Origin of the sequence: Edaphosphingomonas haloaromaticamans, from assembly GCF_001853345.1 — a bacterium.
Taxonomy (GTDB): Bacteria; Pseudomonadota; Alphaproteobacteria; order Sphingomonadales; family Sphingomonadaceae; genus Sphingomonas_E; species Sphingomonas_E fennica.
This window is the reverse complement of sequence record NZ_MIPT01000001.1, coordinates 1,490,562-1,504,762: the sequence shown is the minus strand read 5'-3', so window position 1 is coordinate 1,504,762 and position 14,201 is coordinate 1,490,562. Positions and strand designations below refer to the sequence as shown.

General features: G+C 65.6%; 14 protein-coding genes. 8 read left to right on the top strand and 6 right to left on the bottom strand.

Annotated features, from left to right (window positions below; genetic code table 11):
• Positions 1-34 precede the first annotated feature (34 nt).
• From BHE75_RS06895 to BHE75_RS06865, 6 genes are all read right to left on the bottom strand, one after another.
• Positions 35-955, bottom strand: a complete 921-nt coding sequence (locus tag BHE75_RS06895) for a DUF7146 domain-containing protein (RefSeq protein ID WP_070933352.1) — start codon at positions 953-955, stop codon at positions 35-37.
• A gap of 59 nt (positions 956-1,014) precedes the next feature.
• Positions 1,015-1,818 (bottom strand): LysR family transcriptional regulator, encoded by an 804-nt coding sequence (locus BHE75_RS23105; protein ID WP_084652983.1) that lies wholly within the window; start codon positions 1,816-1,818, stop codon positions 1,015-1,017.
• 224 nt (positions 1,819-2,042) lie between these two features.
• Positions 2,043-3,029, bottom strand: coding sequence for a FecR family protein (locus tag BHE75_RS06880; protein ID WP_191225162.1), 987 nt, complete (start codon positions 3,027-3,029; stop codon positions 2,043-2,045).
• Between the two features lie 31 nt (positions 3,030-3,060).
• The gene (locus tag BHE75_RS06875; RefSeq protein WP_191225161.1) at positions 3,061-3,672 is read right to left on the bottom strand and encodes an RNA polymerase sigma factor; all 612 of its coding nucleotides are present in this window, start codon (positions 3,670-3,672) and stop codon (positions 3,061-3,063) included.
• A gap of 100 nt (positions 3,673-3,772) precedes the next feature.
• Positions 3,773-4,525 (bottom strand): TonB C-terminal domain-containing protein, encoded by a 753-nt coding sequence (locus BHE75_RS06870; protein ID WP_139181661.1) that lies wholly within the window; start codon positions 4,523-4,525, stop codon positions 3,773-3,775.
• 63 nt (positions 4,526-4,588) lie between these two features.
• Positions 4,589-5,251 (bottom strand): energy transducer TonB, encoded by a 663-nt coding sequence (locus BHE75_RS06865; RefSeq protein WP_254684536.1) that lies wholly within the window; start codon positions 5,249-5,251, stop codon positions 4,589-4,591.
• A gap of 227 nt (positions 5,252-5,478) precedes the next feature.
• Here BHE75_RS06865 and BHE75_RS06860 point away from each other — a divergent pair, with 227 nt between their 5' ends.
• The 8 genes from BHE75_RS06860 (at position 5,479) to BHE75_RS24400 (ending at position 14,140) form a co-directional block, all read left to right on the top strand.
• The gene (locus BHE75_RS06860) at positions 5,479-6,393 is read left to right on the top strand and encodes a helix-turn-helix domain-containing protein (protein ID WP_139181659.1); all 915 of its coding nucleotides are present in this window, start codon (positions 5,479-5,481) and stop codon (positions 6,391-6,393) included.
• 363 nt (positions 6,394-6,756) lie between these two features.
• Complete coding sequence (locus tag BHE75_RS06855) at positions 6,757-8,373, top strand: ShlB/FhaC/HecB family hemolysin secretion/activation protein (protein ID WP_070933340.1); 1,617 nt, start codon at positions 6,757-6,759, stop codon at positions 8,371-8,373.
• The gene (locus BHE75_RS06850) at positions 8,373-10,109 is read left to right on the top strand and encodes a DUF2341 domain-containing protein (protein ID WP_070933338.1); all 1,737 of its coding nucleotides are present in this window, start codon (positions 8,373-8,375) and stop codon (positions 10,107-10,109) included. The genes BHE75_RS06855 and BHE75_RS06850 overlap by 1 nt, the downstream gene beginning before the upstream one ends.
• A 29-nt stretch (positions 10,110-10,138) precedes the next feature.
• Positions 10,139-10,555 (top strand): ExbD/TolR family protein, encoded by a 417-nt coding sequence (locus BHE75_RS06845; RefSeq protein ID WP_139181657.1) that lies wholly within the window; start codon positions 10,139-10,141, stop codon positions 10,553-10,555.
• Positions 10,556-10,569: 14 nt separating this feature from the next.
• Positions 10,570-10,932: a hypothetical protein gene (locus tag BHE75_RS06840; RefSeq protein WP_139181656.1), complete on the top strand. Its 363-nt coding sequence runs from the start codon at positions 10,570-10,572 to the stop codon at positions 10,930-10,932.
• A complete protein-coding gene (locus BHE75_RS06835) occupies positions 10,932-11,639 on the top strand; it encodes a TonB-dependent receptor (RefSeq protein WP_070933334.1) in 708 nt (235 codons plus the stop codon). Before BHE75_RS06840 ends, BHE75_RS06835 begins: the two co-directional genes overlap by 1 nt.
• Positions 11,640-11,689: 50 nt before the next feature.
• The gene (locus tag BHE75_RS06830; protein ID WP_070933332.1) at positions 11,690-13,450 is read left to right on the top strand and encodes a putative porin; all 1,761 of its coding nucleotides are present in this window, start codon (positions 11,690-11,692) and stop codon (positions 13,448-13,450) included.
• A gap of 540 nt (positions 13,451-13,990) precedes the next feature.
• Positions 13,991-14,140 carry a hypothetical protein gene (locus BHE75_RS24400; RefSeq protein ID WP_191225160.1) on the top strand — a complete coding sequence of 50 codons (150 nt, stop codon included), beginning with the start codon at positions 13,991-13,993 and terminating at the stop codon, positions 14,138-14,140.
• Positions 14,141-14,201 lie beyond the last annotated feature (61 nt).

Sequence of the window (14,201 nt, the reverse complement as noted above, 5' to 3'; positions counted from 1 at the left end):
CGTCTTACTCCTTTGCGGCGCAGGCACCCGACCATCAGGCCGCTTTCCGCACCCAAATCCCCTCTCTCTTCCCTCCACTGCGGAGCTGGTCGTTCCAGTCGTTGTGACCGCGAGCCGGCAAGAGGAGATCGATCGTCCGGCCCTGGCGCGCGTGGGCGACAACGGCTTTCCCGGCGCCGAGGCGGCCGGGCTGATCATTGTCGGGAAGCAGGATCAGCCGCGTCACGCGATCGGGCACGGCGACCTGCGCGAAGCGCTCGCTGCCCAATGTCGCCCAGACCGGGATGCCCAGCAGGATATGGGCCGAGAAAGCGGTCTCCCAGCCTTCGGCGAGCCCGAGCGTGGCTCCCGGCACCCCGAAATGCACGGTGCCGTCGCGCGGTCGTCCGAGCAGCCTCTTGGGAGGATCGAGATCGGCGGCCGGCAGACCGCCAGGGAGATCCAGAAACAGCCGCTCGAGCGCGATGACTTCATTGGCGCCGGAGCGCACGGCGGCGAGGATCGCGGGTCGGAAGCGCACCGATCGGCCACCACCCAGCGGCGTTTGCCGATGAAAGCGCAAGGCAAGGCAACTGCCGCCTAGACCGCGCCAATCCAGATAGCGGCTGCCGGGTGAGGCCAGCAGTGGAATGGCGTCTTCCCAGAGCGTGCGAGCGCGCGCGGCAATGGCCGCGTCACGCGGTCGCCACGGCCGGACAAGCGGTGCATCGGCGGCCGGAATGTCGAGCCGAAGGCGGCGGACCGCGCGCAGGACATCGATGCTGTCGCAGCCGGCGAAGCAGTGGAACAGGAGGCTGAACGTGCCGACGCGGATCGAGAGGCTTGGGCGACGGTCGGCATGGGCCGGGCACAGACACAGGCCGCCGCGCCCGGTCCAGGTCCCGCCCAGTTGCTTGACGATGCGCGCGGCGGCGGATTCGAGGTCGAGGTTTCTCGCGGCGATGGCATGAGGCATTGGCGACACGTCCTTTCGCCAACGCCCCTCATCCTCCTCTCCGAAAAGAGACGGCGCCGTCAGCCGGCCAATCGGCGGGGGACGCCTGTTGCCACCTCGTCAACCGAGAGAGCCGCGCTACAAAGGATCACCTCGAAACATTCCTCGAGTAGCTCACGAGCCGAGGGGGTGAGTTTGACCAGTGCCCTCCGGCCATCGCTCGGATCACCGGTGCGGACGATGAATCCGCGTCTTTCCATCATGGTGAGCGATCGTCGCGCCGTCCCCAGGGCGCTGCTCGCCGCGCCCCAAAAGCAGGTGATCGAAGTCGTCAGGCCTTCATGTTCGCGCACATAGAGGTCCAGCAACATTTCGCTTGCCGGATCGCTGATCAGATCATGACCAAAAGCGCGCCCGGCTCGCTTGCGGGCAGCGAGAATGGCGCGGCACAGATCGACATAGCGCTGGGTCGGATCGACCTGCGGCGGATCGGGCGGACCGGAACAAGATGGGACGAGATGCATGCGTCCGCCGCCCGGCGGCAGGGCTTGAACGAAGCTCTGCGGTTCGCCGAGGTTCTGATGAGTCCGGCCGTGGACAGTATCATCGCGAGCGGCAGACCTTGCATCGGCGAGGCGCAGGCTCACCTGGTCAGCCCGCCACAGCAGATGCTCGGCGTCCTGCAGGAATTCCCCTCCGTGCGCTGTTGGCCGCAATGTCTCCCCTTCAGGTTCGAAGAGCGTCAAACCGACGCGGGTTTCGAGGGCCGACACGATATTTTCGACTATAGTCTCCGAAGTTCCCAGGACATCGGCGGCGCGGCCGAAGCTGCCGTGCCGGGACACGCAGAGCGCGTATCGGAGCTGATTGAGTTCAAAGGGCATGGCGTGCCTCCCATTCGACCCCGATCATTTTGGGCGGTTGTCTCTTCGCCATCAGCGTCCTCCTTCGCGCGCCATCATTTGGGGGGCAGCGGCGTCATGCGGCGCGCTTCAGCCGTCGCCAGGGAGGAACTGGTCGCAGCGATGTGAGAAGAACGCGAATTGCCTCCCACTATGAGACAGGCGGGAGGGCTTGGACGCGAACAGTTTTTTACAGATTTGTTACGTCAGCCCATGAGGACGATGCCACCCGGCAGTTCGCGCACGCCAAGGTGCAGAAGCTGCTGGATCTGGGCGACGGCATTCTCGATCTGATCGGTGTGGAAGATGCCATTGACCTGACGTCGGCCGATATCATTGCTGGTGAGGATGATCTTGGCGCTGCGATAGCGATTGATGTCCTCGACCGCTTCGGCGAGCGGCGTGTTGCGGAAGACGAGCAATCCTTGCCGCCACCCGGAGATTCTGACCGGATCGACCTGCACGACCCTGGTTTCGCCCGATGGCGATGCGACGAGTTGCTCGCCGGGTTTCAAGGCTTGCGAGACATCACCACTCTCCCGCGTGATCGCGCCGGAGAGGCAGGTCACGCAGGTTTCGCGCTCGCTCGTGCGGATATTGAAGCTGCCTCCGCGCGAGGCGAAGCGTTCGCCGCCTGCTCGGGCCAGGAACGGCCGCGCAGTTTCGGGAAGATCGACAAAGGCTTCGCCGGTGACCAGGCTGATGCCGTGGCCATCATTGATGACCGACAGGGCGGACCGTGCGTTCAAGTCGATGGTGGCGCCACCCGCGAGTTTGACGTCGCGGCGCTCGCCCTGTCCCGTGCGATAGTCGGCGGTCAGCTCGGCGAAGGAAGGCCAGAGCCCGAGCGGTGGATTGGCGACCATGACAGCGGCGGCCGAGGCGGCGATCGCGCCCGACCCGGCGAGCATGGCGCGCCGGTTCATGAGGACGGGCCGCGATCGGGGCCGGATGGGCGTCACATTGGTGGCACGCAGCGCGGCCGGGTGCGGCAGGTTCATCGCGCGCACGGTCTGTCGGAACGCGGCGGCCTCACGGAAGGCTTCCTCATGGGCTGGCCCTTGAGAGCGCCAGCTCGCGAAATCGCGCGCGTCGGCGGTCGTGGCGGCCCCCGAGGTCAAGCGCACGATCCATTGCAACGCCTCCTTCATCAGGGGGTCGAGGTCGTCATTCAAGGCATCGTCGTGGTTCATGGATGCAGCGCGGTTCCGCTTGGGTGGGTTTTCATTCATCGTCTCCCTGCTTTGATGACAGTTTCGGCAGGCCGGTTGCGAACGATTTTTGTCGTCCGAGCCGTTTTGCGCAGTGCTCGACCGCGCGCTGGAGTTCCTTCTGGATCGTGCGCAGGGTCACGCCGTAGCGCTCCGCCAGGGCGTGATGCGATTCATTGCCGACGAAGGTTTCGTAGAAAATGTCCTGCTGCCGCTCGGTCAGTTCCGCGAGGGCAGCCTGCATACGCTCGATCTCGCGGCGATCGCCGGCGATGATCTCCGGTCCGGGGGCTTCCTGGACCACATCGATCAGATCCATGATGTCGGAGAAGTCGAGCAAGCGTTCGCGGGACGTGAGAATGTTTCTGGCCCGGTTGGCGACCGCACGCGACAGATAGGACGCCGGATCGCGGACAGGACTGAGATCGCGCGGCTTCTGGAGTCCTAGCCAGGTGTCGTGGAGCGCGTCTTCGACAAGATCGGGCGCGAAGCTGCGCGATAGCCGCGACTTGAGTTCGGCATAGCGGTCCTGCAGCGCGCGCAGGAGCTGGTGGCGCGTCGTTTCCGACACGGGGGATTCCGTATCCGCATCGTCTCGATCTCCGGGGCGCGAATCAGCGGTCATGGCTGCCCCCGATCGTCTCGCGCCGCCGGCGGATAGGAAAGCGGAGATGCTGTCGATTCCAGCACCAACTTTAGCTGGCGGGCTCGAAGAGAATCGCGGATCATCGCGCCGCCACCTCGAACCACACCGGTTGCGGCAGATCGGCCGGCGGTGGGACCGGCATCCGCGCGCCATCGAGCACGAGACGAATATCCCGGTCGAGCCTTTCATCGCCGCTGGAGTGGATGATCGTCGGGCGTCGAACCAGGCCGGCGGGGTCGATCTCGACGGTCAGGCGCACGCGAAACGGCCGGGCGCTCGTGCGCGGATCGTTTTGCAGCCGCTGGTTGATGGCGGCCTGGACGCTGCGGCCGAACGGCTCGAAACGGTCACGCGAGGGCGTACCGATCATCGGCGGCGCGGTGACCCGCAAGGTATCGAGCACGAGGCGCGGCGCGCCTTCGGCTTTGACCCAGGCGTCGATGCCGGGTTCCGGCGGGCGTTCGGGCGGAAAGACCAGGACCGCGGTGACGCTCGTGAACCGGAATGCCAGCCCGGTGCCCTGGAGCATGGTGGCGATCGCCTCGCGCTCGGAGAGGGTGCCGCTGACGGCGTGCGACCGTTTCCTCTCGACGACGCCATTCTCGTAGAGGATGTCGATGCGGCTCACGGTGCCCAGTTCCTTGAGGGCCCGATCGAGCGGCTGCGCGGGGATGTCGTAGCGCTGCCGCTCGGATGATGCTGCCGGCCTTTCCTGCTGCGCCCACGCCGGTGCGCCGGGGGGCGTTGCCACAAGCAGCAACGGCAGCGCGGCGCGAAGGAGGTTTTCCCTTCGCCGGCGGACTGATGGGGCGCGCGCGTCATGATCAGCCACGGTGCCGCCGACGGGAGATGGCGCGAGCGATCGTCAGATATCCAGGGCGCGCGTTCGGCTGCATCATTCGATGCTGAACTCGATCGGGACCGTGATATCGATCTGCGCCGGCAAACTGTCGGGAATGGCGGGCAGCGGTGCTGCGCGGCGAACCGCCGCGATCGCTTCGCTGTCCAGCATCGCAATGCCTGACCCGCGATCCAGCCACATTTTCAGGACTCGCCCGTCGCGATCGAGGAGGAAGCGGACCCAGGCCGTGCCCTGCTTGCGGCCCAGGCGGGCCTCTTCGGGATATTGGCGGTAGCGGGCGATATGGGCGAGGAGGATGTCGCGATACTGAAGCGCGGTCGCGCCCGAGAGGTCGGCGGTGGTTTGACCGGGCTCGCGCACCGCGTTCGCGGCCGGCACGGACTGTGAGCCGCCGGGGCTGAGCGGATCGGGTATGCTGCTCGTGAGGTGCCGGGGCGGACGAACGGGCGTTTCGGCGGGCACGGCATCACTTGGCAGTTCCGGAGGTGCCAAGGGCTGGTTGGCGACGGCGCCGCCATCGTTTCGATCGAGCGGGAGCAACTCGACGACCAGCACGCGCTCGCTCTGGGAGCGCACGCGGGACCGTCCGCCATCGCCCGCGAGGGGATCGAGCAGGAACAGGAAGGCCATCAGCGCTGCGTGGGCGAGCAGCGACAGGATGATCGCGAAAAGTCGGGACGATACGGTTTCGATCATCGCCACGCCGCGCGGCTGATTTTTGACATGGCAATGATGCACAAGGGTCCACCCCAGCGCGCGAATAGTCGGCTACCATGACAGTTCTGCTGCACGCGACAGGATCGGCGGATTTCGGTGACTTTCCACCGCTCGCCATGAGCTGACCGAAAATAATCTTTGCCCCCGCGCATTTTTGCGTTCGCGATCGCGTCGTCCCGGCTGTCGAGCTTTTGAATGTCGATGAGATGGCGGTGATTTTGCGCACGAGCATGTTGGACTATTGCGACCCTGAGCCGCGGGCCATTGCGCTGCCTGTCGGCTCTGGCGCCGTGCGCGGCCAGGCGCCGTTGCGGATCGCTTCCGCCGAGGACGATCGTGCGCGGCAGCGCGTCAAGATCGGTCGTATCGAACTCGATCGCCGCGTCTTCGGCAGACAGCGCGCCGTATCGATTACGCCGACCGAGACGATGGTGCATGTCCTCGTTCCGCTTGCCGGCCATGCCGTGATCGTCGGCAATGGCGAAAGCCACACGCTCGAGCCGGGCATGGCGCTGCTCGTCGCTGGTACGGAGAAAATCACCAGTGTCTGGGTTGCCGGATCGCGGGCGCTGATCCTGCATGTCCCCCGCGCGTCGATCCAGGCCGTCGGTTCGCGTGTGTATGGCAATTCGCGGCGCCTCGCCGCGATCGATTGCCGGTTCGTGCTCTCGGCCCAGGCAATCGCCCACGAAAATCCCGCTGAGCTTACCGAGAAGCGCATATTGGACGCTCTGGTCGAGGCGCTGCGCGCCAGCCCTCGGGAAGCGGCCCTGTTTCCCTTGGCGCGGTCGGTGCAGCGCGCGGTGGATCATATCCGCGCGAACCCGGTGCTGTCCTGGTCGATCGTTGATCTGGCGGCGGTCGCCGGTGTCACGGCGGGGACGCTGCGCCGCAATTTTAGCACCTGCCTCGGCATGTCGGTGACGCAGCTCGTCCTGCAGGCGCGGATCGAGTGGGTCCGCGCGCGCCTCGAAAGCGTGACCGAAAGCCGATCGATCGGTGAACTCTCGATTGCGGCCGGTTTTGGCGCGTCGGGCATGCTCAATCGAACCTACCAGCGTCATTTTGGAGAAACGCCGAGTCAAACGCGCACGCGCGCGTTCCGGTCGCGCCGCGACTAACATCGCCCCAGGAATTGGGGCCTTCAAGAATAATGAACTGTCCTGAAGCATATTCAGGGCGAACCCCCTTTTTCATTCTAAGTAACAATCAAGATGGACTGTCCACGAATCCGCTGATTAGGTCCATTTAATCCTGAGATACTCCACGATCTTTTGTAACACAACTTTCATAGTGTTTAGACTGGATTATACGAAGCGACACTGATCAAGTTTTCTCCTTGAGAATCGGAACCATCCCCTTCTAACACGCTGACGTCAACGGGCGCTGCATTGCAGCAAACGAGTCTTCGGACACCCGTATTGAGATGCGAGCGACCGTTCGCCGCCCGGCCTCCCGCCGTGGCGGCGCTTATGGTGGGGGGTATGGTTTTGAAGTTCGAGAAAGATAGCTGGCGGCTCGCGTCAAGCGGTGCTGCGATCGCGCTTGCACTGTGGTCGGTCACGACACCGGCTTTGGCGCAAGACGGTGCGGTGGAGGCCGAACCACCGGCGGCACGGTTCGATATTCGCGCCTTTCAGGTCAAGGGCAACACGGTGCTGTCGCCGGATGCGGTGGAACGCGCGGTCTATCCCTTCATGGGACCGAGCCGAAGCGAAGCGGATGTCGAGGCTGCTCGCGCAGCGCTCCAGAAGGCGTTCGAGGACGCGGGCTATGTTGCGGTGTCGGTGTTCCTGCCGGAGCAGTCGGTAGACAACGGCGTGCTGGTGCTCGAAGTGCAGCCGCAAGCGGTCGGCCGGTTGCTGGTCGAGGGCGATACGAAGAATGCGGACGCGGTCCGGGCTCAGGCCCCGTCGGTCGCGGTTGGCGTCACGCCCAACCTTCCGGCCTTCCAGCGCGATGTCATAGCGCTGAACAGCAACCCGACGCGGCGCGTTACACCGGAACTGCGGGCGGGCGAAGCTCCGGGCACGCTCGATGTGGTGCTGAAGGTCGAGGAAAGCTCGCCCTTCCACGCCTCGGCCGAACTCAACAATTTCAGCAGCTCGGCGACGAGCGACCTGCGTGCCTCGGCGACGATCCGCTACGACAATATGTGGGGCCGGGGCGACAGCCTCTCGCTCTCGGCGCAGACCGCGCCGCGCCGGACCGACGACGGCACGGTGTTCTCGGGCAATTACCTGATGCGCCTGGGCCAGGGCACGCAGCTTTTGCTCTACGGCGTCTATTCCGACAGCGACATCGCGGTGGTCGGCGGCACCAGCGTCATCGGCAAGGGCAAGATGGGCGGCTTCCGCCTGATCCAGTCGCTCGGGAGCAGCGAAGGCTTCTATCACAGCCTGACGCTGGGGATGGATTACAAGGACTTCTCCGAAGACGTCCTGCTCGGCTCCGACCGGGCATCCGCGCCGATCAAATATGCCCCGCTGATCGCCTCATGGCGCGGTGACTGGTCGGGCGATCGTTCGACCAGCAACATCACCCTGTCGGGCACCTTTGGCATCCGGGGTCTCGGCGACAGCTGGAAGCGGTTCGACGACAAGCGCTACATGGCCCGCCAGAGCTTCATCGCTTTGAAGCTCGATGCGGAGACGACGCGGACCTTCGGTCCCGACCTCCAGCTCAATGCGCAGCTGACCGGCCAATGGTCGCCGGACCCGCTGATCTCGAACGAAGGTTTCAGCCTTGGCGGCATGTCGAGCGTCCGGGGCTACTTCGAGTCCGAAGCGATCGGCGACTATGGCTTTGCCTACCAGACCGAGCTGCGCTCGCCAGACCTTGCAAAGCTGCTCGGCAGCGATCTCGTCAACGAGCTGCGGTTCCACGCATTCGTCGACACCGGCTATGTCGGCATCAACCAGCCGCTGCCGAGCCAGATCGCGACGCGTGACACCTGGCTTTCCAGCGCCGGCCTCGGCGCCCGGCTCAAGCTCTTCAACCATCTGAGCGGTGCGATCGACGCCGGTGTGCCGCTCAAATCCGGGCCGGAGTCCAACTCCGGCGACATCTTCGTCCGCTTCCGCATCCAGGGGGAATTTTAATGTCTATACTCACGCGTGCCCGTAAGGGTGCGGTGGCGAGCGCCGTCGCGCTTGCCGCCATCACCGCTGCTTCGCCGGCCCATGCCTGGTGGGAAGCGGACTATAGCTACCGCACCAAGATCAACCTCAATACGCAGGCCGCCGGGATCACCGGCGAGGTGGCGCGTGCGCCGGTGCTGGTGCGCCTGCACTCGGGTAATTTCAACTTCAAGGATGTGAAGGCCGACGGTTCGGACCTGCGCTTTGTCGCGGGCGACGATCGCACCCCGCTCAAGTTCCACGTCGAAAAGTGGAACCCGCAGGAAGAACAGGCTCTGGTGTGGGTCGATGTGCAGGGTCTCCAGCCCGGTGCGGCCTCGGCGATCTACGCTTATTACGGCAACGAGAAGGCGGCCGCGAGCCAGGACATCGCCGGCACTTTCGGGCCGGATTACCGTTTGGTCTATCACTTCAATAACGAGGGAGCCCCTCGGGACGCGACCGCCAATGGCGCCAATGCCACCGGCGGCGGCGAAGGCCGGAACGCGGGCGGCCTGATCGGACAGAGCCTCGTCCTCGACGGGACGAGCCCGATCACGTTGCCTGCGTCCGCCTTTGCGGCCGGGCCGCTCTCGATCAGCTTCTGGGTCAAACCAAGCCGCGACGGAACGGTGTTCAACCTGCCGGGTAGCGTGAGCCTGGTTGCCGAGGGTGGCCGGCTCTTCATCGACGCCAATGGCAAGCGCAGCAATGGCGCGGCGTTGACCGCCGATAGCTGGACCAATGTCGCGCTGGTCAATGACGGTGCGAAGAGCGTTCTCTACATCAACGGCCAGCCTGCCGGTGAGGTGCCGGGTGCGCTTGCAGCCGCCACGGGCACCGCGCAGCTTGGCACCGGGTTCGCAGGCGAGATCGACGAACTGCGCGTCGCTGGCGCGGCGCTGCCGCAGTCGGCGTTTCAGCTTGCTGCCGCGAGCGAGGGCCAGACCTCGAAGCTGGTCACCACCGATACGGCGCAGAAGGTCGAGACCGGCGGCGGCGGCCATTTCGGGATCCTGTTCGGCGCGCTGACGTTCGATGCGTGGGTGGTGATCCTGATCTGCGCGTTCATGTTGCTGGTCGCGATCGCGATCATGATCAGCAAGGGGTTGCTGATCGGCAAGGTCAGGAGCGCCAATGAGGCGTTCCTGGAAGCCTATGCGGGCCTCTCGCGGCGCGCAGGGGACCATGACGGACTCCCGGCCTTCGATCCGGGCTCGGCAGCGGCGGACTCGACGCTGGGCCGGCTCTACGCCATCGGCCGCCGCGAACTGACCGAGCGGTTGAAGGAAGGCAAAGCCACAGGCTCGCGCTTCGCGATCCGCGCCCAGTCGATCGCGGCGATCCGCTCGGCGCTCGACGCCGGTCGTGTCCGCGAAGGCCAGAAGCTGAACGCGCGTCTGGTGCTGCTGACCATTGCCATCTCGGGCGGCCCGTTCATCGGCCTGCTCGGCACCGTGCTCGGCGTCATGATCACCTTCGCCAGCGTCGCCGCTGCGGGCGAGGTCAACATCAACGCGATTGCACCGGGTATTGCCGCTGCGCTGCTCGCCACGGTGGCTGGCCTCGCGGTCGCGATCCCGGCGCTGTTCGGCTACAACTATCTGCTCAGCCGCATCGAGGAGATCACCGCCGACCACGACATCTTCGTGGACGAGCTCGAAAAGCGCATCGCCGAGACCTGGCAGGATGTTCCTGCCGCGGCCCAGGCCGCTTGAACCTCACGATCTGACAGGAGGCTCAAGCCATGGGCATGCAGGTAGGCGGCGGCAAGAAGCCGTATAACGAGATCAACATCACCCCGTTCGTCGATGTGGTGCTGGTGCTCCTCATCATCTTCATCCTGATGACGACGGCGGCGGTCCAGGGGATCAAGGTGGACTTGCCGTCCGCCTCCTCGGCCAAGACGCTCGAGGCGCAAAAGAGCCGGGTGATCGCGGTCAGCAATGACGGGACGGTCTCGATCGACGCGATCCCGGTGTCGCTGGCGGAATTGGAGAGCCAACTGCGCTCCTCGATCGCCACTACGCCGGACCTCGCGGTGATCCTGCGCGGCGACCGCGCGGTGCAATACGACAAGGTCATGCAGGTGCTCGACCTGTGTTCCAAGGTCGGCGTCCCCTCGCTCGGCATGGCGTCCACGCGCCCGCCAAGCGCCAACTGAGCGGGGAGGGGCAAATGCATCATGTTCTCTTTTCGCCGATGGCTCGACCGCAAGCTGGATCGCAGGCCGATGGTGCGGATCTCGCGCCGCAGCTTCCGCAAGCCCTGGTGGCGTCGCAGCGGCCGGGCATTTCTGCTTCTGACGTTCCTGCTGGTTCTGGGCGCGGCAATCCTGCTGCTGCTCCAACCCGTGTCGGCGATGCAGACGTCGGCCCCGTTTCCCGGTGCCCCGCCCACCGATCGGCCGGACTCGGCCTGAGGCTCGAAGCCATCCGTTTTGGCCTCGATCTCTCGGGCTGGGATGCGGACTGGACCGGCGCACGCCTGTTCCTTGCTGGCCTTGGCCGCGAGCATGACGCCTCGCTGGTGCTCTTGTGATGGCGGCCGCAACCTTGATGCCGCCCGGCCGCCCGAATGGCCCGCGCCGCCGCAAGCAGTCCCCAATCACTTTCGGGCGCGTGCTGGCCGTGGTTGGCGTCGGCCTGGTGCTGGTCATCGGCTACAGCTTCCTGGGGCAGCAGACGATCTCGGATCGTCCCAATGAGATGAAGACGACGACGGTGATCTTGCCGCCGCCGCCACCACCGCCACCACCGCCAAAGGAACAGGTCGAGCAGCCGCCGGAGCCGACGATCGCACCGCCGATCGAGCAGCCGCTGGACACGCCGCCGCCACCTGATCAGGCGAACAGCGATCCAACGCCCGGCGACAATGCGCTCACCGCCCGTGAAGGCGCCGGCCCCAGCAACTACGGCCTCGCCCGTGGCGACGGCTCGGGCACGCGTATCGGTGGTCGGCCCGGTGGAGGAACCGGCGATGCGTTCCGTGCCTACGCAGTCACCGCTCAGGCCTGCATCCAGCGGGCGGCGCAGGCGGATCGCGAGCTGACCCGCGGCAACTATCGCGCTCAGCTTTCGGTCACGATGGGCACTGATGGACGGATCGCCACGGCGCGGGTGACCAGCGGGGTCGACGATCGCCGCGCGGCACGCATTCAGACCGTCCTCTCCGGCGTCCAATGCCAGGCGCCGCCCGCAGGCCTCCCGGCCATGCGCCTTGAACTCTCCACCCGTTCGGGAGGCTGACGATGTCCGTGCAGCTCACCGACGCATCCACTCCCAGGGGGAAAAATAGCATGTCCTACAATTTCATTCGCCATCGCCTAAAACCCGCGCTTCTGGCCTGTGCTGCCGGCACCAGCCTGATGGCGAGCCCCGCTTTCGCACAGGCCGTCGACCCGAACAGGCTGCTGGAGATCATGGTCGAGAAGGGCCTGGTCAGCCGCGCCGAGGCCGACGCGATGATCGCCGAGGCGCGTACCGCGCCGGCCTCGCCGCAGCAAGTCCAGGCCCCGATCCAGGGCGGGGTTTCCGCCGACGGCACCCAGACCATCCCCTATGTCCCGCAGGTGGTGCGCGACCAGATAACCGAGCAGGTCCGCACGCAGCTCGCCAGCCAGGCGCAGGCCGAAGGCTGGTCGAAGCCCGGCGAGACGCCCGAGTGGACTCGGCGCATCAGCCTCTATGGCGATATTCGTGCCCGCTATGAGGGCATCTTCATGGACAAGTCCAACTCGGACATCTTCCCCAATTATGGTGCGGTCAACCAGGGTGATCCCCAGAACATCAACCCCCGCACGCCCGGCTATGTCCCGCCCGCGTTTCTCAACACCCTGGAGAACCGCACCCGCTTCCAGCTTCGCGCGCGTCTCGGGCTCAAGGCCCAGATCGCCGACTGGGTTTCAGGCGACATCCGTATCGCCACCGGCAACGATCGCACGCCTGTATCGACCAACCAGACGCTGGGTGCCTTCGGCGGCGGCGGTTATCAGGTCTGGCTCGACCGCGCCGCGATCCATTTGACCCCGGTCAAGGGCGTGGGTGTCGATTTCGGCCGGTTCAGCAATCCTTTCTGGACCAGCGAACTGCTGTTCGATCAGGATCTGAACTTTGACGGCGTCGCGGTATCGGCACGCGGCAAGCTCGGCGACAATCTTGCCCTGTTCGGCACGGCGGGCGCGTTTCCGATCTTCAACTCCGATCTCAACCTCGGCTCGCGCAACGCGCCGGTGGGCACGGGCGGACCCTATAAGAGCCAGGACAGATATCTGTTCGCGGTGCAAGGCGGCGCTGAGTTCAAGCCCATCGACCAGGTCAGCCTGCGTCTGGCGGGCGGCTATTTCCGGTTCGACAATGTCGAGGGCAAGCAGTCAGCGCCCTGCTACTGGTATGAGCTCACTTGCTCGACCGATGCGACCCGGCCTGCCTTCCAGCAGTTCGGCAACAGCATGTTCCCGATCCGGAACATCACTCCCAATCCCGCCGATCCGGTAGGATCGCCCGAGAACCAGTATTTCGGGCTCGCCTCGAATTTCGAGATCCTCAATATCCATGGCGCGCTCGAATATCGCCCCTCCGAACGCTTCGGCGTCCGGCTCGAAGGCGACTATGTCCGCAATCTCGGCTGGAAGCGCGCGCTGGTCAGCACGCGGGCGATCAACAATCTCGGTGCCTCGACCACCATCCCGGACCCGAACGATTCGACCAAGACCATTACGGTCGCAGGGCCTTATGAGGGCGGTAACAGCGGCTGGCACGTCCGCCTGGCCATCGGCTCCGCGCTCGATGCCAGTCAGGGCAATGTCACCGGCGCGCGCGCAGGCGACTGGAACGCCTGGGTCAGCTACCGCCGCCTCGAAAGCGACGCGGTGCTCGATGCCTTCACCGATAGTGATTTCCACATCGGCGGCACCAATGCGCGCGGCTGGCAGGTCGGCGGCAACTACGCGGTCGCGCCCAATCTGCTGTTCGGCGGACGCTGGATGTCGGCCGAGGAAATCGCGGGTTCGCCTTTCTCGGTGGACCGCTTCTTCATCGACCTGTCGACGCAGTTCTAAAGAAAGATGTCGACCGCGACGCTCCTCTTCGTCTCCACCTGGCTGCGGACGATTGCACCCGCAGACAGGTGTCCGCACCCGGCTTCGTCCGTCGCCCTCAGCGGGCGGAGCCGGGTCACGCGAAGCATCGCGGCGATGTCGCTTAATGGATTCACCACCCTATTCCAGCGCCTCCGCGTCGGAATCCGTTCGCTTCGCTTCCCCTTTGCGCGGCTAACGGTTCGTCCACTGGCCTGCGCGAGCGCGCGATTGCTCCTTTCGCGCGCTCGCGTCTTTTCTCTTGGCGGTCTGCTCGCACTGGTCCCGGCTGGGAGCACGCAAGCTCAGAGCCCACCGGAGCTAGCGTCTCCTGAAGCCGCGCCATCAACACAGGGGGGAGAAGCGAGCGGCGCCCGCGNGCCGGTTCGCATCGGTGGCGAGGCACCCGCCACACCCTGCGTCGAGGTCGAAGTCGCCGGTTACAAAGCCGGCCATCTGGATTGCGCGACCCGGCGGCTGACCGAGGCTGCCCGCATCGCACGAGAGCAGGCGCGCGCCGGCATGGATATGCCGGTCCCCGAGGCCGGATCGCCCGACGTCCAGGTGGGCGTCGCCAACCAGACCGCGACACGTTTGCGCATGGGCGACGCGCTTGGCCGATCGGTCAACCCCGAACGTCCCAATCGGCCGCCCGCAGGGCCGCGCCGATGACCAGCATTCCCGTGGGCCGCAGCGCCCGCACCGTCACATCGATCGAACATGAGGCGTCCGC

What these genes read in the sequence shown, in the direction of transcription:
- BHE75_RS06895 (WP_070933352.1), bottom strand. Translation starts at nt 955, where the DNA reads ATGCCTCATGCCATCGCCGCGAGAAACCTCGACCTCGAATCCGCCGCC.
- BHE75_RS23105 (WP_084652983.1), bottom strand. Translation starts at nt 1,818, where the DNA reads ATGCCCTTTGAACTCAATCAGCTCCGATACGCGCTCTGCGTGTCCCGG.
- BHE75_RS06880 (WP_191225162.1), bottom strand. Translation starts at nt 3,029, where the DNA reads ATGAACCACGACGATGCCTTGAATGACGACCTCGACCCCCTGATGAAG.
- BHE75_RS06875 (WP_191225161.1), bottom strand. Translation starts at nt 3,672, where the DNA reads ATGACCGCTGATTCGCGCCCCGGAGATCGAGACGATGCGGATACGGAA.
- BHE75_RS06865 (WP_254684536.1), bottom strand. Translation starts at nt 5,251, where the DNA reads ATGATCGAAACCGTATCGTCCCGACTTTTCGCGATCATCCTGTCGCTG.
- BHE75_RS06860 (WP_139181659.1), top strand. Translation starts at nt 5,479, where the DNA reads ATGGCGGTGATTTTGCGCACGAGCATGTTGGACTATTGCGACCCTGAG.
- BHE75_RS06855 (WP_070933340.1), top strand. Translation starts at nt 6,757, where the DNA reads ATGGTTTTGAAGTTCGAGAAAGATAGCTGGCGGCTCGCGTCAAGCGGT.
- BHE75_RS06850 (WP_070933338.1), top strand. Translation starts at nt 8,373, where the DNA reads ATGTCTATACTCACGCGTGCCCGTAAGGGTGCGGTGGCGAGCGCCGTC.
- BHE75_RS06845 (WP_139181657.1), top strand. Translation starts at nt 10,139, where the DNA reads ATGGGCATGCAGGTAGGCGGCGGCAAGAAGCCGTATAACGAGATCAAC.
- BHE75_RS06840 (WP_139181656.1), top strand. Translation starts at nt 10,570, where the DNA reads ATGCATCATGTTCTCTTTTCGCCGATGGCTCGACCGCAAGCTGGATCG.
- BHE75_RS06835 (WP_070933334.1), top strand. Translation starts at nt 10,932, where the DNA reads ATGGCGGCCGCAACCTTGATGCCGCCCGGCCGCCCGAATGGCCCGCGC.
- BHE75_RS06830 (WP_070933332.1), top strand. Translation starts at nt 11,690, where the DNA reads ATGTCCTACAATTTCATTCGCCATCGCCTAAAACCCGCGCTTCTGGCC.
- BHE75_RS24400 (WP_191225160.1), top strand. Translation starts at nt 13,991, where the DNA reads ATGGATATGCCGGTCCCCGAGGCCGGATCGCCCGACGTCCAGGTGGGC.